The sequence below is a fragment of the Streptomyces sp. Q2 genome, from assembly GCF_056820935.1.
In genome coordinates this window covers 60,574-77,406 of sequence record NZ_JBXEJE010000040.1, presented here as the reverse complement: position 1 = coordinate 77,406, position 16,833 = coordinate 60,574, and the positions used below count along the sequence as shown (strand labels likewise).

General features: G+C 71.0%; 13 protein-coding genes. 7 read left to right on the top strand and 6 right to left on the bottom strand.

The features are described 5' to 3' along the window. Window positions 1-222: 222 nt before the first annotated feature. The 4 genes from ACWBNA_RS36325 to ACWBNA_RS36310 all read left to right on the top strand — a co-directional run bounded on the left by ACWBNA_RS36325 (window position 223) and on the right by ACWBNA_RS36310 (window position 6,663). Window positions 223-1,275 carry a phosphotransferase family protein gene (locus ACWBNA_RS36325; protein ID WP_482708785.1) on the top strand — a complete coding sequence of 351 codons (1,053 nt, stop codon included), beginning with the start codon at window positions 223-225 and terminating at the stop codon, window positions 1,273-1,275. Between the two features lie 144 nt (window positions 1,276-1,419). Further along, window positions 1,420-2,505, top strand: coding sequence for a GNAT family N-acetyltransferase (locus ACWBNA_RS36320; protein WP_482708784.1), 1,086 nt, complete (start codon window positions 1,420-1,422; stop codon window positions 2,503-2,505). Window positions 2,506-2,609: 104 nt separating this feature from the next. Then, window positions 2,610-5,450 (top strand): HAD hydrolase family protein, encoded by a 2,841-nt coding sequence (locus tag ACWBNA_RS36315; protein WP_482708783.1) that lies wholly within the window; start codon window positions 2,610-2,612, stop codon window positions 5,448-5,450. 79 nt (window positions 5,451-5,529) lie between these two features. Then, complete coding sequence (locus tag ACWBNA_RS36310) at window positions 5,530-6,663, top strand: GNAT family N-acetyltransferase (protein ID WP_482708782.1); 1,134 nt, start codon at window positions 5,530-5,532, stop codon at window positions 6,661-6,663. Window positions 6,664-6,735: 72 nt separating this feature from the next. Here the strand turns inward: ACWBNA_RS36310 and ACWBNA_RS36305 are convergent, their stop codons facing one another. Beyond that, window positions 6,736-8,073, bottom strand: coding sequence for a lipopolysaccharide biosynthesis protein (locus ACWBNA_RS36305; protein WP_482708781.1), 1,338 nt, complete (start codon window positions 8,071-8,073; stop codon window positions 6,736-6,738). A 192-nt stretch (window positions 8,074-8,265) separates the two neighbouring features. Next, window positions 8,266-9,159, bottom strand: a complete 894-nt coding sequence (locus ACWBNA_RS36300; RefSeq protein WP_482708779.1) for an alkaline phosphatase family protein — start codon at window positions 9,157-9,159, stop codon at window positions 8,266-8,268. A 237-nt stretch (window positions 9,160-9,396) separates the two neighbouring features. Here ACWBNA_RS36300 and ACWBNA_RS36295 point away from each other — a divergent pair, with 237 nt between their 5' ends. The 3 genes from ACWBNA_RS36295 to ACWBNA_RS36285 are packed head-to-tail and all read left to right on the top strand — an operon-like array spanning window position 9,397 to window position 12,478. Next, entirely contained in the window at window positions 9,397-11,217 is a 1,821-nt protein-coding gene (locus ACWBNA_RS36295) for a glycosyltransferase (RefSeq protein WP_482708778.1), read from the top strand. Between the two features lie 5 nt (window positions 11,218-11,222). Next, a complete protein-coding gene (locus ACWBNA_RS36290; protein ID WP_482708777.1) occupies window positions 11,223-11,663 on the top strand; it encodes a hypothetical protein in 441 nt (146 codons plus the stop codon). Between the two features lie 2 nt (window positions 11,664-11,665). Next, on the top strand, window positions 11,666-12,478 hold the full coding sequence (locus ACWBNA_RS36285) for a glycoside hydrolase family 16 protein (protein ID WP_482708776.1): 813 nt from the start codon (window positions 11,666-11,668) through the stop codon (window positions 12,476-12,478). Between the two features lie 12 nt (window positions 12,479-12,490). On the opposite strand, the gene ACWBNA_RS36280 is transcribed toward ACWBNA_RS36285, so the two are convergent. The 4 genes from ACWBNA_RS36280 to ACWBNA_RS36265 are packed head-to-tail and all read right to left on the bottom strand — an operon-like array spanning window position 12,491 to window position 16,591. After that, window positions 12,491-13,330: a polysaccharide deacetylase family protein gene (locus tag ACWBNA_RS36280; RefSeq protein ID WP_482708775.1), complete on the bottom strand. Its 840-nt coding sequence runs from the start codon at window positions 13,328-13,330 to the stop codon at window positions 12,491-12,493. Then, window positions 13,327-14,307: a glycosyltransferase family 2 protein gene (locus ACWBNA_RS36275; RefSeq protein WP_482708774.1), complete on the bottom strand. Its 981-nt coding sequence runs from the start codon at window positions 14,305-14,307 to the stop codon at window positions 13,327-13,329. The genes ACWBNA_RS36280 and ACWBNA_RS36275 overlap by 4 nt, the downstream gene beginning before the upstream one ends. Further along, window positions 14,304-15,752 carry a glycosyltransferase family 2 protein gene (locus ACWBNA_RS36270; RefSeq protein WP_482708773.1) on the bottom strand — a complete coding sequence of 483 codons (1,449 nt, stop codon included), beginning with the start codon at window positions 15,750-15,752 and terminating at the stop codon, window positions 14,304-14,306. Before ACWBNA_RS36270 ends, ACWBNA_RS36275 begins: the two co-directional genes overlap by 4 nt. Beyond that, window positions 15,749-16,591 carry a glycosyltransferase family 2 protein gene (locus ACWBNA_RS36265; RefSeq protein ID WP_482708772.1) on the bottom strand — a complete coding sequence of 281 codons (843 nt, stop codon included), beginning with the start codon at window positions 16,589-16,591 and terminating at the stop codon, window positions 15,749-15,751. The genes ACWBNA_RS36270 and ACWBNA_RS36265 overlap by 4 nt, the downstream gene beginning before the upstream one ends. Between the last annotated feature and the right edge of the window lie 242 nt (window positions 16,592-16,833).

The following is a 16,833-nucleotide window of genomic DNA, read 5'->3' as shown; positions in this document are numbered from 1 at the left end:
CCCCTTGCTCCGGGGAGTCAAGACCTGCCGGACAGGCGGCGCAGCGCACGGGCCCCGCACGTTCGGGTCGAGGTCGCCGACACGCCTGGAAGGCGACGGCCGTGCGGGCGTCACACCTCGGATGGACGCGACCGGGGCGCGGGTTGCCAAGTCGCACGTCGAGCCGCACAGCACTGATGATGAGAAGGAGGGTGCGCTGCCATCTGGCGGGAAGAGGCGCGGATGACGTTCACACAGGAGCTGCGGGGCCTCCTGCCTCTGCGCCCCGCCGGCCTTCTGACCCGTCCCGCCGATGTTCTGATCGCGCGGCGACTGGCCGCCTCACTCGGAGCTGACGGTGTTCCCCACGGCAGCCCCCGGGGAATGCAGCGGACCTTCTCCGATCTGCTGGTTTTCCGTCTCGGGGCCGGCGGCGCACAGCCGGTGGTGGTCAAGCACCCCCGAAGCCCACGCGCGACCGCTTCGCTGGCGCACGAATGTGAGGCGGTGGACAGGCTGGCTCGTGACGGCCGCCTCGGCGTGTGGCGCCGACTGCTGCCCGTGGTGGAGGAGCGTCGGCTGGAAGGGCCGCTGCCGCTGGTGGTGGAAAGCTGTCTGCCCGGCATCGGTGCCGATGCGCTGCTGCAGCGTTCGCCGCAGCTGGCCCACCGGGTCACGGTGTCCGCTCTCGAAGCGATCCGTGAACTGCACCGGGCCACCGGACGAACGCAGGACGTGACGGCGTTGGTGGCCGACTGGGTCGGCCCCCGGCTGGCCGTCCTCACCGAGGAGGTCCGCTGGTGCCGCCGGGGCGAGGGCGCGGAAGCCCTGGCGATACTGGGCGAACGCCTGGTGCGCGAACTGACCGGCCGCCGCCTGTGGGTGGCGTGGACTCACGGCGACTTCCACCCCGGAAACGTGCTGCTGGAGGAGGAGCGGGGCGCGCTGTGCGGGGTGATCGACTGGGCGGGCGCCGTCCCCGAAGGCCCGTCCCTGCTCGACTGCCTCACCTTCGTCCTGACCATGCGGCATCAGCGGGGAGGGCGGCAATTCGGACGGGTCGTCGCCGATGTGGTGCGACGCGGGTCCCTGCCGCCCGAAGACCGGCGGCTGCTTGCCGACGCGGGGGGTTCGGCGGAGGACGACCGAGGAGAGGTCGCTCTCACGCTGTTGACCTGGCTGTGGCATGCGGCAGGCAACGTGACGAAATCGGCCCGGTACGGGCGCAGCCACCGATGGGTCGCCGACAACGTCGTGACCGTGCTCGGCGAGGTGGCCGCACACGAGACCCGCTGACCGGCGGAGCCCTTCCCGCTGTCCCGGGTTCGCCCGAGATGCCCGCCCTGTGTGCCCCACCTAGGATCGATATGTGTACGCACGTGGGTCTTCGCTCCGCGAGCGTCGCCCTTGGGGGACCCACACGCCCGGCAGGAGAAGGCCGTGAACGCACCCTCTGTGCTGCTGACCAACACTCCGGCGGGTCCTGCACACATCACCACGCCCGCGCCCCGTGAGACCTGGTGGGAGCTGGCCGGCCAAGACGCGAACACCTACGTCAGCCAGACCCCGGCATGGCTCGACTGCCTCTGCGCCTCAGGCCCGTACCGGGACGCCAGCCGCCTCTACGAGTTCGACGGCGGCAGCCGCCTGGTGCTACCTCTGTCCGGCAGGAGGCGCTGCCCGAGGCGGCTGGACGCGGAGGAGTCCTGGCCCACCGACTGGGGCATCGGAGGGCCCGTGTTATCAGGGGGCATCGGTCCCGCGGAGGCACGGGCGGTCTTCGACGATCTCGCGCGGCGACCGGCCTTCCAGGTCGGTGTGCGGTTCCGGCCGGGGGACGAGGACATGTGGGCGAGCGCCGCGCCCGCGGACTTCCGGCGAGAGCCCCACATGACACAGGCGCTGAACCTCGACGGCGGGTTCACGGCCGTCTGGGAGCGCCGCTTCCACCAGCGCGCGCGCCGCGCGGTCCGCCGGGCCGAAGGCGCGGAAGTCGAGGTGGAGGTGGACCGCACCGGCCGGCTCGTCCCCGCCTTCTACGCGTTGTACGAGCAGTCGATCGTGCGCTGGGCCGCGCAGCAGCACGAACCGCTGGCGCTGGCCCGGTGGCGCAGGACGAGAGCCTTCCCCCTGCGACAGCTGGAAGCCGTGGCCGCCCGGCTCGGCGAGTCCTGCTCGATCTGGATGGCCTGGCGCGCCGGGGAGCCCGCGGCGGCGATCGTCGTGCTGCGTCACGGCACTCACGCCAAGCTGTGGCGCGGCGCCATGAACCGAGAACTGGCCCATCCCGTCCGGGCCAACCACCTGTTGCACCGGCTGGCGATCGAGGACGCCTGCGCCGAGGGCTGCCTGCAGTACGACATGGGGGAGTCCAGCCCGGGGTCCTCCCTCGCCGCGTTCAAGGAGAGCTTCGGCGCGGACAGCTTCTCGTCCCCCCGGTACTTCCGTGAGCGGCTTCCCGTGTCCGCGGCCGAGCGCAGGCTGCGGACGGCCGTCAAACACGTGATCCGCTTCCGGGATGCCTGACAACCGCTCCCGCCGGGTGCCGGACGGGGCGCCGGCCCGAGAACAGGCCCCCGCCGGGGCGCCGACGGGGTGCCTCCCGACGCCCCGGCCCGAGCCCCTGAGGAGTGATCCCGATTCCCGATACCGAGATCCGTACCCACCGGCCAGCGGTTCCCGACCTGCACGCCGACGTGACCGAGTTGCACCGCGGGCTGCTCGACGCGGTGGGCCGGGGCGACCTGCTCGACGCCTACCTCTTCGCCGTCGGCACGGTCCAGCTCTGCCAGGACCGGCTGAACGGCACGCCCTGGCTGATCAGCCGAGCCGTGCGCACGCTCCATGGCACCGGCCCCGGCAAGGCACTGGGTCTCGCTCTGAACGGCGCCGTGACCATTGCCGGACTGTCCCCCGCCATCGGTCGCCTCAGGGCCTGGTGCTCGGCGGCACAGCGACTGACCGACGCGCTGGCCGACGCCGTGACCGCCGGTCCGCCCGACGCCGGCGCCGCCGGCCGGAGCGCGGTCACCGGGCGGGTGTCCGACCTGCTGGACCGCCTCGGCGCCGAGGTGCCCGCGCCGGTCGTCGCCCTGCTCGCGGGCAGTGTGCTGCGGCCCCCGTCCTCGTTCCGCAGCTTCGACCAGCACCCCCGCGATGTCGTCGAACTCGTCGCACGCTTCGCCCATCGGTATCCCGACCGCAGCCGTCGGCTTCTTGTCGTCGGTCTGCTCACCTCGGGTGGCTATCTCGCCCCGCTCGCCGCGGCCGCCCTCCGCGCCGAGGGCTACGCCCACGTGGACGTCCGCTCGGCCAGACCCGCCGCCGCGTCCTCACGTGCGGACACCGCGGCGCTGCGTTCCGCCGGGCGGGACGGCGCGCTGGCGCTGCTCATGGACGATCCGCCGTCCACCGGCATGACGCTGGCCACGACGGCACGGGGGCTGCAGCGGCTCGGCTTCACCGCCGAGCGGGTCGTCATGCTCTTTGCCGCCTTTGACGACCTGCCGGCTCCCGCGTCCATCGCCGGGTACCCGAGCGTCGTCCTGCCGCCGGCCGACTGGCACATCCGGGACCGGTTGCGGGAGAAGGGCCTGCGCAGCACTCTGGCGGAGCTGCTGCCGGATCAGGAGGTGCTCGCGCTGTCGGCGGGCGAGCCGGGGCTGCCGTCCCGCTGGTCCCACCTCGAGGTACCGCTCACCGCCTTCGTGCACACCGAATCCGGGGACAGGGAGCTTCACCTGGTCGCGCAGGGAGCGGGGATCGGCTACCTCGGCCGACACGCGCTCACGGTCGCCGACGCGCTCGGCACTCTGGTGCCCCGGGTCCACGGATTTCACGACGGAGTGCTCCTGCGGGAACGGCTGCCCAAAGAACCCGACCGGTCGGGTGACCTGGCCCGCACGCGACAGGTCCGTGCGACGGACGTCGTCCGCTATGTCGCCCGCCGCCGCGAGCGGCTGCCGCTGTCGACCGACCGCGCGCCACTGCTGACGGGCCGCCAGCCGGTGTGGGAGGTCGGCGCGCGCGTGTTCGCCGGTAGCTGCGGCCGACTGGCGGACCCTCTGCGTCCACTGCTGATCGACCCGCTGCTGAGGGAGCTGCTGCGCACTCCGACGGCCTCACTGGTGGACGGGCAGACGGCGTTCGGACGCTGGTGGCCCGCCCCCGAGGGATGGGTCAAGACCGACTTCGACGAAGGGTTCTTCAGCCATCTGGACCTGGCCGACTACGACGCGGCCTACGACCTGGCGGGCGCGGCGCAGGCACTGCCCGAGGACGAGGGCCGGTTGGTGGCCGATTACGAGAGGCTCACCGGCAGCCGCATCCCGGCGGCCCGGTGGTGTGTGTACGGGGTCGTGCACGGCTGGAACGCCGAGCGCCTCGCCCGCCCGGGCGTCGGCATCGGCATGCACGAGGCGGAGGCGCGGCGTGCGCGGTCCAGGGCCGTACAGGAGTATCTCGGCGGTCTCTATCTCGGGGACCTCGACCTCAAGGGCGCCGCTGACATGGACACCGGCGCGTGGTCCTCGGGGCAGTGGTGCGCGCTGGACGTGGACGGCGTTCTGGAGACGGACCTGTCCGGCGCCCCGGCGCCCGCGCCCGTCGGGATGATGGCGCTGCGGGGCCTGCGCGCCCACGGCTACCAGGTGTTGCTGGCCACCGGCCGTTCGGTGCCGGAGGTGCGCGACCGCTGCCGGGCGTACGGCCTGCTCGGCGGCGTGGCCGAGTACGGCGCCGTGGTGTACGACGCCGTGCGCGATCGTTCGACGCCGCTCGTGACCGGCCCCGACCGCAGGGCGTTGGCCGCTGTCCTGTCCGGGCTGCCGTCCGTGACACTGGATCCGCAGTACCGGTGGTGCGTGCGGGCGCATCGGGGGTCGGGCAGTGATCGCACAGGCCTTGACGACGAGACCGCGCGCGAGTGCTCCGGCCGTCCGGAAGCCGCCGGTTTCGTCGTCGTACAGGGCGAGACGCAGACGGACTTCGTCCCCGTGGGCGTCGACAAGGCGACGGGCCTCGCGGCGCTGCTGGAACTGCTCGACGCCCCGCAGGGCACCCGCCCGGTGCTGGCCGTCGGCGACAGCGCGACAGACATCCCGCTGCTGCGGTGGGCCCGGCACGGCTGTGTGCCGGGCAACGCCGCCGCCGAAGTGCGTCAGGCGGGATGCACCGTCTTTCGGCGGCCCTACCAGGCCGGACTGGCCGACGCGGTGGGGCGGCTGCTGGGGCACCCCCCAGGCCGTTGCCCCCTGTGCCGTCCGCCCGCGCTGTCACCCGCCGACGCGGCCCTGACGGCTGTGCTGGCGCTGCCCGAGGCGGGCCGGGCGGGAATGCCGACCCGGCTGGCCCGGCTCGCGAGGGCCCGGGCGGCCCTGGGCCGGTCCGGATTCGCGGGATCGGCAGGGCCGTCTTTCGCCGCTTCCGCTCCGTGGACGGCGAGGCAGGGCGGGGAGAGTCGGCGGCGATGAGAACCGCGGTCGGCCGACTGGTGAAGCGGGGGCCGGACACCAGGCCCGGTCCCGTCCTGTTCAACGCGAGGAGGCCGACGTGAGTCACCGCCAGGCACGGCAGCACGAGCCCCGGGAATGGGACGTCCGCAGCGAGGATGGGCCGGTCCGGGCCATGAGCCCGGTTCCGCGTGAGACCTGGGCGCGGGTGCTCGCCGCCGATCCCGGAGCCATGGCGTTCCACCTGCCCGCATGGGTGGACTGCGTCTGCGCGGTCGGCGGCTGGCAGGACGCCGGCCGGCTCTACCGGACCGGAGAAGGCCGGGAACTGGTCCTGCCCATGGTGTGTCGGCCGGCGCGGCCGCACCCGCTCGCCGTGCGGGCATCGTTCCCTCCCGGCTGGGGCACAGGAGGCGTGCTGGCATCCGGAGGAGTGCGGCCCCACGAGGTCGACCTGGTGCTCGCCGACCTCGAGGCCGACCGGGCACTGCGCACCAGCATCCGTCCGCCCTTCCTCACAGCACCCGCGTGGCCGGGCCCGGCGCCGGAGTTCGTCTCGGTGCCGCGCACCGTGCACGTTCTCGACCTCGCCGGCGGAATGGACGTCATATGGTCCCAGCGGTGGTCCAAGAACGCGCGAAGCACCATGCGGAGAGCGCAACGCACGGCCGAGCAGGTCGGCCTGCTCGTCGTGAGCGGGAACTCGCCCGAGCTGGTCGAGGCCTATTACGACGTCTACCTGCGGTGGCTCGACCGGCGGGCGCGGGAACGGCACCTGCCCGCGGCCGTGGCACGAAGGCGGGGAATGCGGGCCGAGCCACTCGCCAAGTTCCACGCGATCGCCGCCGCTCTTCCGGGCACCTGCCGCATCCTGATCGCCACCCTTGAGGGGCGACCGGTGGCCGCGCTGATCGCCCTGGTGCACGGTGAGGTCTGCGTCCACTGGCGCGGCTGCAGCGACAAGGAGACAAGCGGCCCGCTGAGGGCGAACCAGCTTCTTCTGCTCCGCTCCATCGAGCAGGCCTGCGACGCGGGTTGCCGCTACTTCGAGATGGGAGAGTCGGGAGGAGTTGCTTCACTGGCGGCGTCCAAGGCCCGCTTCGGTGCCGCGGAGCGTCCCCTCACGGAGTACCGGCTGGAGCGGATGCCGGTGACCCGGTTGCAGGGGCGGATGGACGGCCTGCGCGCAGCCGTGGAGCGCCGTCTCGCAGAGCGGGGATCCCCAGGCGTGTGAGGCCGTTCAGGTCCGACACCAGATCGCGGAAGCGGTGCCTCGGGGCCGGAGCCGGTGCGTTGGCACCTGTGTTCAGGACCGGGCGGCTCGGCTTTTGCCCTTCCGGGGCGCCGACCGGCCGACGGGCAGCCACAGCGGCTTCTGCCACCACAGCCACGACGCCACAGCCGTCTGCGCGATGAGCCAGCCCGCGCCCACCCCTGCGATTCCCATGACCGGCAGCAACACCAGGGAAAGTCCGGTGGACAGCGAGCAGACCACAGCCAGGATGCCGACCAGCATGCGCAGCCGACGCTGGGCCCGGCAGGCGCTGACGGCGGTGATGACCACCAGATTGGGAATGGCGGACAGAGCCACCAGTCGGAGCAGTCCCGCCCCGTTGCGTGCGTAGTCGGTACCGAACACCCGCAGCACCAGGGGTGCCGCCGCGCAGAGCACCACCGTCCCCGCCACCAGCAGCATCCCGGTGTGCCGCAGCACTTGGTGGCACTGCTTGACGAGTTGAGCCGGGTCGTTCGCCGCCTCCACGATGAGCGATTCGCCCATGCTCGCGTTCAACTGGTACAGCGAGAACCCGGCGAGCCAGGCCAGCGAGAAGAACGCTGCCTGGTCGGGACCGAGGCTGTTGAGGACGATGATCGGGAGAAGGGCCGTCGCGCCGAGCCAGAACAACGCGGCGACGTAGTCCGCCATGATGTACCTGCCCGTGGGTCTGCTGGCGTCGGCCCTCTCGTCCAGCGCCGTCCCGGCGTGCCGGGGAAAGGCTCTGGCGTACAGGAAGCCGTTGGTGAGGGTGATGGCGACCAGCACCGCGAGTGCCCACGACAGCAGGATTCCGCTCGACTGCAGGACGACGGCCAGCGCTCCCACCAGCACGATCTTCCCCACCGCGAACACGGCATTCTCCAGCACCACCCAGTCCGTGCGGCGCAGCCCGGTCAGCACCCCGTCCTGGATGACGAAGATCGCGTAGGCCGCGCTCGCCAGCACGAAGCAGGGCCCGAGCAGCGGGTCGTGCAGGAACCTCAGGCCCGGAGAGAGCACGGGGAGCAGAAGCAGGAACCCGGTCGCAAGGAGCACGGTCGACGCGCAGGCGGCCAGATAGGCCCTGGTGACCAGCTGCCGGGTACGGTCCGCCGCCGTGGGCACGAACCGGAGCAGCACGTTGGTCAGATTGAGCTGGCCCACACCCGCGAGCAGCATCATCGCCGCCACTGCCGAGTAGTTGCGGCCCACCGTCTCGGCGTCGTACACGCGGGCGGCGAACGCCCAGTACGCCGCCCCGAGGGCCGCGGTCAGCACCGAGTTGAACGTCAGCACGTGACCGTTGCGCAGCAACTGGTCCTTGGACTGCGGCCCGGCCGCGGGGTCGGTTCCCCATCGCAGGAGCTTGCCCAGGACCGGGCTCATCGCGACCGCCGGTCGGTGACTCCCGGGCGTGCGCCGTTCGGGCTGGGCGGAGACGAATGGCCCGGACGGGGAGTCTGCGTGTGCGGTGACTCCATCAAGTAGCTGCGCATCGTGCGGTCTTCGGGCAGTTTCTTCTGCTCAGACTAAGCCGGAAGGGACCGGCCTGCGACCGGAGTGGCTTTCCGTCGTCGGTCATACATCGTCCTTCCAGACATCGAGGGGGTCGGCATCGGCACTGTTGGCGAGGGGATTCAGGTCATACGCGTCGAACAGGGTGCGCAGCAGCCCGAACAGGTTGTTCGGCTGGGCGTAGCGGCCCGGCCGGACCTGCTCTCCGACGAGGACGGTCGGAATGCGATTGGTCGCCTCCCCTCCGCCCGCGTCCTCGGCCCAGGTGACCACCAGGAGACTGTTGTGGGTCATCGCCCAGCGCGCGTAGTCCCCGAGGTTGTCACGCAGCCAGGTGTCGGCCTTGCGCACGCTGCCGTCCTGCATGTCGTGCTCGAGGTCCGGAACCACGAACGAGACGGTCGGCAGATCCTCGAAGTCGTGCGGAAAGTCGGTCCACGGACGATTGGCGGAGGCAGGAATGTTGGTGAAGTTCACCCAGGGGTTGTGCCGGCGCACGTAAGGACCGCTGACACAGCCGGTGAAGCCGACACCGGGCATGCTCTGCGCGTAACCGGTGAAGGTCAGACGCGCTTGCAGGAGTTCGGAGGCCAGATTGCGGCTCGTGAGCGTGTCGAGGCAGTAGTCCCCGCTGATTCTGCGGGTGGAGCCGGAGAACAGCGCCAGGTAGTTGGGCTGGCTCGGGTGGGTGATGGCGTAGAACTGGCTGAGAGAGGCGCCCTGCCCGGCCAGCTCATTGATGTACGGGGCTCGTGCCGATCCGATGATGTCGCGGTAGCCGTGGTTCTCCTCGATGACCACCACGACATGGTCCGGCCGGGGGACGCCGTCGTCTGATCCCGTCAAACCGCAGCCCGCTACCGGCAGGAGCGCCGCCAGTGCGGCTGTCGAGGCGATGAGCCGCTTCTTCGTGCGGTGCCCGGTCCTCGATCGTGCTCTCCTCAGTCGTGGGCTCACTGCTCTCCCTCCACCGGCCGACGTGGCTCATGTGCCCCCGTGACGGATCCCCACATACTGCCGATCACGACAAACGGCAGTAACGTACTTTTTATCACCATTGCCGCATGTCAGGCGGTTGATTGCCGACGTGGACCGTGGAGGACGAACGGGGGCTGCCGTGAACCGACGAAAGGAAGTGCCCTTGCATGCGCCGCCGTGCGCTCTAGTCGCACCTGCTCCGCGGAAGGCATCTCCATGGGAAAGCGCCCTACGCTGACGAACGGCCGTCTGGCGCAGGACGCCGATGCCAAGGTGCTGCGGTCCGACAGGTTCGCGACCGGCCGGCACACCCCCCGCCGAACCTCGGTGCGCCAGTGGATCGCACGGGCGGTACTGCCCTGCGCGCTCGCCCTCTGGTTGGTGTCCATCCGCGATGTGCGACTGGGTGGCATGGGCGACCTCGGCCTGCTGCAGGTGCTGCCGGTGCTCTTCTGGGTCGCCCTTGGCCTGCTCGCCGGCGGTTTCTGCCTTGCACTGTCCGACCGGCGGACGGCCGGCGGCTGGTTCGCGGCCTACGTCCTGGGGCTGATCGCCGTCATCCACGCCACTCCCACGCTGGTCTATCCGACCCTGCGCTACGGCTGGGCATGGAAGCACGTCGCGGTCGTGGACGCGATGATCCGCAACCACGGCGACGTCCCGAGCGCGGACAAGTTCGATATCTACAACCAATGGCCGGGCTTCTTCCACCTCAACGCGTTCTTCGTCCAGGCGACGGGCATCGAGTCGTCGCTCGGCTACGCGGCCTGGGCGCCGCCGGCCTTCAACGCCCTGTTGCTGGCCCCGCTGCTGCTGATGTACCGGGCGGTGACGCGCGATCGGCGGATGATCTGGGGGGCCGCGTGGATCTACTACTCGTGCTCCTGGGTGGGGCAGGACTACTTCGCACCACAGGCGCTCGGATTCCTGCTGTTCGTCACACTGATCGCCTTGGTCCTGGGGCAGCTGCCCCCCTCCGAACCGCGTCCACGGGACCCCGCCCGCAGAGCCTGGCACGTCGGCGGGCTGGTGCCGGTGGTCCTGATCGCAGGCGTGATCGCCTGTTCGCATCCGCTGACGCCGATCATGCTGATCGTGGCACTGGCGGTGCTCTCGCTTCCACGTCGCAACCGGCGGGTGGTGTTGCCGGTCCTGGCCTGCGCGGTGATGTTGACCGCGGTGTGGGACGCCACCGTTGCGCGGACCTATGTGTCGGCCAACCTGCACGACTTCGTGGGCGCACTGGTCCACCCCGATGCCAACGTCGTGTCGGGTCTTGCGGCGCTGGGTGCCGCGGCCCCGGGACAGGTTCAGGTGTCCTGGGTCGACCGGGGCCTGTCCGCCGCCGTCTTCCTGCTCGCGGCCGTCGCGTTCCTGGCTCGGCCCTCGGTGCGCCGGACCGGTCTGTGGCTGCTCGTGCTGGCTCCCCTGCCGGTCCTGGCCGCGAACGCCTACGGCGGCGAGATGATCTTCCGGGCTTACCTGTTCGCACTGCCCGCAGCCGCCTTCCTGGTCGCCGCCCTGTTCTTCCCCTGGGGCAGGCGGCCACTCCTTCGTGTCGTCGTCGTCTGTCCCCTGCTGCTCGCGATGCTCGGCGGCCTTGTCTTCGGCTACTACGGCAAGGAAGCGGCGAACTACTTCACCAAGGACGAGGTAGCCGCCAGCCATTTCGTCACGACCGTCACTCCGCCCGGGTCCCTGATCGTCTCCCTCACCTCGGCCGTGCCCGGTCTGGCCGACTTCTACGACAAGCATCCCCGGCTGCAACTGGACGAGCAGGACCTCGTGGACCGGCGACGCCTGGTGCGCGACCCGCTGGCGGGCCTGGAGCCGTTCGTCGAGGGGGCGACCGAGAGTCAGCCCGCCTACATCGTCCTGACCCGCGCGCAGGCCGAGGACTGTTACCTCAACGGGACCCTGCCCGCCGACACCATGCAGCGCCTGGAGTCCGCGATGTCCGACGCACCGGGGTTCGCGCCCGTGTACCGCAACAAGGACGCCGTGGTCTACCAGTACAAGAACCCGGACAGGCGGTAGTGGTGATGGCCCCGCTCCGATCGGTACCCGAGGTCCGCTGGGGGCTCCCGCTTCGCTGGGGACTCGCGGTGTCCGGCTGGCTGGCCTGGGCGGCGGTCGTCGTCCTGCCGGACGGCGCCGCTCTGCGCGTATTCGTCACGACGGTGTTCCTGGTCCTGTGCCCGGGGATGGCCGCCGCACGATGGGCCCGGCCGACCCCGCCGCGCGGAGCGGGCAGGGCGGTCGCTCTGGAGACGGTCGTCCTGACCGTGGCGATCAGCGTTTCGCTCTCGGTGCTCACCGTGGTGGTGTTCTACCTGAGTGGCGCGTACACGACCACACGGGTGCTGATCGCACTCGCCGTCGTCACCTCCGGCCTGGCACTGTTCCCCCGGCCCGGCGGACCTCGCCCCCGAGAAGCACAAGCCGCCCTGGACGACACGCAGCCGATGAGGAAGCGGCGGTAGCCATGCTGCGTGGTCTGCGGCGAGCACTGCCCACGGTCGCGATGGTGCTGGCGGCGGCGTGCGGTGGGGGCGACGCGACGGCGCCGAAGCCATTGGCTCAGGGCGACTGGAAGCTGGTCTTCCACGACGAGTTCGACGGCACGGACCTTGACACCGCGCGCTGGGCCACCTGCTACGACTGGAATCGGGACGGGTGCACCAACGGCGGCAACGACGAGGAAGAGTGGTACCTGCCGGGTCAGGTCTCGGTGGGAGACGGTGCTCTGACCCTGACCGCCGTCCGCCGCCCCACCCCCGGCAGCGACGACAAGACCTACCCCTGGGCGTCCGGAATGATCTCCACCGGTCGTGACCACTGGGACGCGCGACCCCGGCGGACCTTCACCTACGGGTACTTCGAGGCGGCCATCAGGATTCCGTCGCAGCCAGGTATGTTCCCGGCGTTCTGGATGATGCCCGCGTCGAGGTTCACGCCCCCCGAACTGGACATCATGGAGTTCCTCGGGACCACACGGCAGGTCTCCATGTACACGCACTGGCGGGAGCAGGACGGTGACCGCCGGAAGGCGCGAGGCACGTACGGTCCGGCGCGTTTCGCCGACGGGTACCACGTGTTCGGGCTGCGTTGGACGAGCGACGAACTGAGTTGGTACGTGGACGGTGTCCGGCGGTTCCGGGTGACCGGTGCGGAGCAGATTCCTCACGTTCCCATGGAGGTTCTGGTCAACCTGGCTGTGGGAGTTCCGCATTCACCGCCCGCGTCCGTGAGATCGGCGGAGATGAAGGTGGACTGGGTGCGTGTCTGGCAGCAGTGAGCGACAGTGGCGTCATGTGGCGGACGGCTGAGGAAGCGCCTCGTACGGCCGGTGGACGCCCGCCCGCACTCGGCGGTAGGCGCGCCATGCCGTCGTACGCGCACCCTCGGAGAACGGTGCCACGGGGGCGCCGCCACCGAGGCTCCACGACCGGAACTGCTCCGGGTCGGTGTCGGCCCGCACCATCAGCCTGGCGATGCGCAGCGGCTCGTCCTCGCCGGAACTGAAGGCGAAGCGGACGGCGGTGGCCGACGCCCAGCCCGCCTCGCTCACCAGGCGGCGTACCGAATGGCTGGAATAGCCGTGCGGGTAGGCGAAGGAATGGACGGGGTGCCCCAGCGCGTCCTGGAGGCGGTCCTTGCAGCCCTCGATCTCCTCCCTGGCCTGACGCCGCGGCAGGGTGTCCAGCTGCGGATGCGTCCTGGTGTGCCCGCCGATCTCGACACCGAGCGCGTCCAGTTCGGCCACCTGGCGCCACGTCAGCATCTTGGCCGGCGGGAACAGGCTTCCCCCGCTCCCTTCCCGGTCCTGCGGGCCGGGCCCGCTCAGGGCGCCCGTGGTGACGTACAGGGTGGCGGGCAGCCCGCGCGCGGCGAGCAGGGGGGCCGCTGTCGAGTGGAAGTCGGCGAACCCGTCGTCGAACGTCAACACAGCCGACCGGGGCGGCAGCGGCGGTCCACCGTGCAGGGCCGCGACCAGTCGCCGAAGCGGAACGACCACGCGACCGCTGTCCGCGAGGAGGTCGAGCTGTTCGGCGAAGGCGCGGGGACGCACGGTGAAGGGCGCTATCCACGCGGGCGGGTCCTCCGACACCGAGTGGTAGAGGAAGACGGGAACGGGCGCATGCGTCATGGTGACGTCACCGGGGCGGTCGGCCGTCGGCGCGGGAGGGTGCGGGGTGCCGCCGGCGGACGCAGGGAGCGGACCCGGCCCATGGCGTAGCCCGCGACGGTGGCGCCGACTCCGGCGGACAATGCCGCGAGAGTGCGCAGGGCGGCAGGCCGGCCTGGCCGCATGGAGCGGAGGAAGGCACGGGGAATGGTGGACCGCAGATAGGTTCGTTCACTGGACAGGGCTGCTCTGCTCCTGCTGTGCTGCATGACGAGCGCCTTGGAGAGCCCTTCGGCATAGCAGCGCTGCTCGAAGTACTGCCAGCGGGCACGCGTCGTGGGAACGTGGTGCCGGACCGTGGCCGAAGGCTCGTAGAGAAGCACCGAGTCCGGGCGGCGGGCCGCGATCCGCAGGCAGAGTTCTGTCTCCTCGCAGCCCAGGGGCCTGGTTCCCACGCGTCCGAGGTCGGTGCGGAAGCCGCCGACCGCCAGCAGTTCGTCTCTGCGGAACGACATGTTGGCGCCGATGAAGTTGCGTACCGGCGCCGGGCGTTGGGGCAGTCCCCGATACGAGCAGCCGACCACCCAGTCGAACTCCGGTGGGAACCACGCCGGGCGGCCGGTGTGCCAGTTCGGCACGACGAGTCCTCCGACGCCCACGACACGGGGATCGTCATAGTGCTTCAGCAGGTGTTCGGTCCAGGAGGGGGCGGCGGCGGCGTCGTCGTCGAGGAAGGCGACCACGTCACCGAGCGCCGCCGCGACGCCCGTGTTGCGGGCCCCGGACAGACCCTTGCGCTGCAGGTTGGGGAGCACGCGAATGCCTGGCAACGAGCGGCGGGCCAGGCGCCACAGCTGGGGGCAGTGATCGACGATCAGCACGATGTCGTCCGCCGGGCGGTGTTGCGACCGCACCGAGGAGATGGCTGCCTGGATGTCGTCCCACCGGTCGAGGGTGTAGGCGCACACGATGACGGAGAGGGACGGTTCGGTGGTCATGTCGCGGTTCCTCCTCGCCCTCCGCCACTGCCGTCATGTGTCAGGAGGCGGCGGCTGCGGAGATAGCCGAACGGCCCGTAGAGCAGACCGCGCAACTCCAGCAGCGCGAGCCGCCGGGACCAGCCGGCGTCTGCCTTTGTCCGGCCCTGCGCCCGGGCGACGGCGTACCGGACACCTCTGGGGAGCCTGCGCAGCAGGGCCGGGAGCGTGCGGGGCTCGTGGAGCAGGGCACTGGTGAGGTACGCGCCGAGCCCCGCGCCGTAGCCGAACGCCTGACCGTCCAGGGCGTCCGCGGTGCGGCGATGGCGGTGCCAGACGACGGCGTCCGGCTGGTAGGCCAGGGTCTGGCCCGCCGTCAGGACCCTGAAGAAGGCGAGCAGGTCGTCGCCTCCATGGGCCGGCGTGCCGGTACCCGTGGCGGGATCGAATCCGCCCAGGGCGCGCAACTGGTCGACGCGGAAAGCCATGTTGGTGCCGGAGCCGAAGCGTCCGGCGGTGAAGGGGAAGAGGGGATCCTCGGGTGGGGCGCGCAGGGACCAGGTGCGGGGGGCGTATCCCTTGGCGAAGCCGCCGTGGTTCTCCAGGGCCGCCTGCGCCGCGGTCCGCAGTTCGGCCGGGACGATGAGGCCCGTGACACAACCGATACCGCGGTCCTGCTCGAAGGTCTCGGCGAGTGCGGACAACCACAGGGGATCGACCAGGGTGTCGTCATCGGTGAAGGCGGCGATCCGTCCTCGGGCGGCGGCCAGACCACGGTTGTGTGCGCGCGCCAGGCCGGCCACCGGTTCCCGGATGTAGCGGACACTCAGGCCGTACTCCTCCCGGACCAGTCGCTCGGAGGCGTCATCGGCGGGAGCGTTGTCCACGACGATCACCTCGAACCGGGGGTATTCCATCCGGAGCAGGGAGGTCAGGCACTGCCGCAGCAGCTCGGGCCGGTTGTGCGTGGCGACGATCACGCTGATGGCCGGCGCGGAGCGGAGTACGCGGAGCCTCGCGGCCTGGCAGGGCAGCGGGGCCGAGGGTCGCGGACCGCGGAGCGAAGGGTGAGGCAGGCCGCCGGACCGCATGGCCGGTGGGGCCCCGGGAGGGGCGTCGGACGGGTGGCCGTGGGCGCCGTCGGCCTCCAGGTGTCGGGCGAGCGGAGCGGCGAACCGCCGAAAGGCGGCGCAAGCGAGGAACTGCCACAGTTTGTCCGGGCCGCCACCGCCGTTCACGGCCCGATCACCGGCCGTCTGGATCATGCCCAGCGGATGACCGTGCAGCCGCACCAGTGCCAGCACCGGGCCTGCCGGGCGGATGGCTCCGCCGCCGGGCCGACGGAACTCGTACGGCCGGGCCAGATCGATCTCCACGACCGCGAGCGGGGTGTAGGCGGGTTCGGTGAGCGGCACCGGGTCCACCGTCGTACGGGCACCGGTCGAGAGCCGGGGGGCGGTAATCACCCCGTGCCCCCTCTGATCGGTGAGGGTGTCCGGGCGTTCGGCCGCTCGGAGAGCAGCGTCCGCAGCACCCGGCGGCCGTCGGATATCGCGTGCAGGTTGGAACGGCCGCTTCGGCGGGGCAGCTCCAGACTGGGGACCTCGGCGATGCGCAGACCGGAACGGAGCGCGTGCGTGATCATCTCGGTTTCGATCTCGAATCCGGAGGAGTGCAGGTCGAGGTCTTCCAGGAAGCTGCGGCGGAAGGCGCAGAACCCGTAGCACAGATCCGTCAGCGAGGCGTGGTAGAGGCGGTTGGTGGCCGCCAGCAGGACGTGGTTGCCCAGGCGTCGGATGCGCGTGATGTCGAGGGAGCCGCCACCGGCGATGAACCTCGACCCCTTCACGAAGTCGTAGCCGTTGTCGAGGAAGTGGAGGAAGTGGGGGATCTCCCCGGGCACCATGCTGCCGTCCGCGTCCATCATCACGATGTAGTCGCCCGTCGCGGCGAGGAAGCCGGTGCGCAGCGCGTTCCCCTTCCCCGGACCGCTCTGCCGCACATGGTGGACGGTGGGCAGGCAGTCCGTGGCCATGTGCACCGTGGCGTCACTGGAGTCGCCGTCGACCAGGATGACCTCGTCGACGCAGTCCGGGATCTGTTCGAAGACCCAGGGGATGTTGCGCGCTTCGTTGCGGGCGGGCACGACGAGGCTCACGGTGGCGCGGGGTGGGGGGCGGTCCTCCGCCCGGCGCAGGGGGTGGGCCAGCCGGTCACTGGACCGGCGGGAGCCGAGTTCGGAACGGCCGCCGTTGCTGGAGGGCGGAGCGAAGGCGGGGTGGCTGGTCAGGTGGGAAGAACTCATGATGCCGGTGCCTCCCGGAATCGGTCCGGCGAATTTGCTCTGTACGTTTACGACGTATATATACATCTTGACCCGTTGTGGGCGTATGTCAAACCCTGCGGCCACGAATTCCCTGACACGTCCTGTGACCTCGGCCGGGACTGCCGTGTCCGACGGCGTTCGCCCTGCCGTCGGTGCCACGCCCGGCCCGCCCGGCGGGCGGCGTCGGGGCGTCGTTGATCCGGGTCACCGACCGGTCCGGG

Bases quoted from the DNA above. Each gene is read 5' to 3' on its own strand.
- ACWBNA_RS36325 (WP_482708785.1), top strand. From the start codon at position 223: ATGACGTTCACACAGGAGCTGCGGGGCCTCCTGCCTCTGCGCCCCGCC.
- ACWBNA_RS36305 (WP_482708781.1), bottom strand. From the start codon at position 8,073: ATGAGCCCGGTCCTGGGCAAGCTCCTGCGATGGGGAACCGACCCCGCG.
- ACWBNA_RS36295 (WP_482708778.1), top strand. From the start codon at position 9,397: ATGGGAAAGCGCCCTACGCTGACGAACGGCCGTCTGGCGCAGGACGCC.
- ACWBNA_RS36290 (WP_482708777.1), top strand. From the start codon at position 11,223: ATGGCCCCGCTCCGATCGGTACCCGAGGTCCGCTGGGGGCTCCCGCTT.
- ACWBNA_RS36285 (WP_482708776.1), top strand. From the start codon at position 11,666: ATGCTGCGTGGTCTGCGGCGAGCACTGCCCACGGTCGCGATGGTGCTG.
- ACWBNA_RS36280 (WP_482708775.1), bottom strand. From the start codon at position 13,330: ATGACGCATGCGCCCGTTCCCGTCTTCCTCTACCACTCGGTGTCGGAG.
- ACWBNA_RS36275 (WP_482708774.1), bottom strand. From the start codon at position 14,307: ATGACCACCGAACCGTCCCTCTCCGTCATCGTGTGCGCCTACACCCTC.
- ACWBNA_RS36265 (WP_482708772.1), bottom strand. From the start codon at position 16,591: ATGAGTTCTTCCCACCTGACCAGCCACCCCGCCTTCGCTCCGCCCTCC.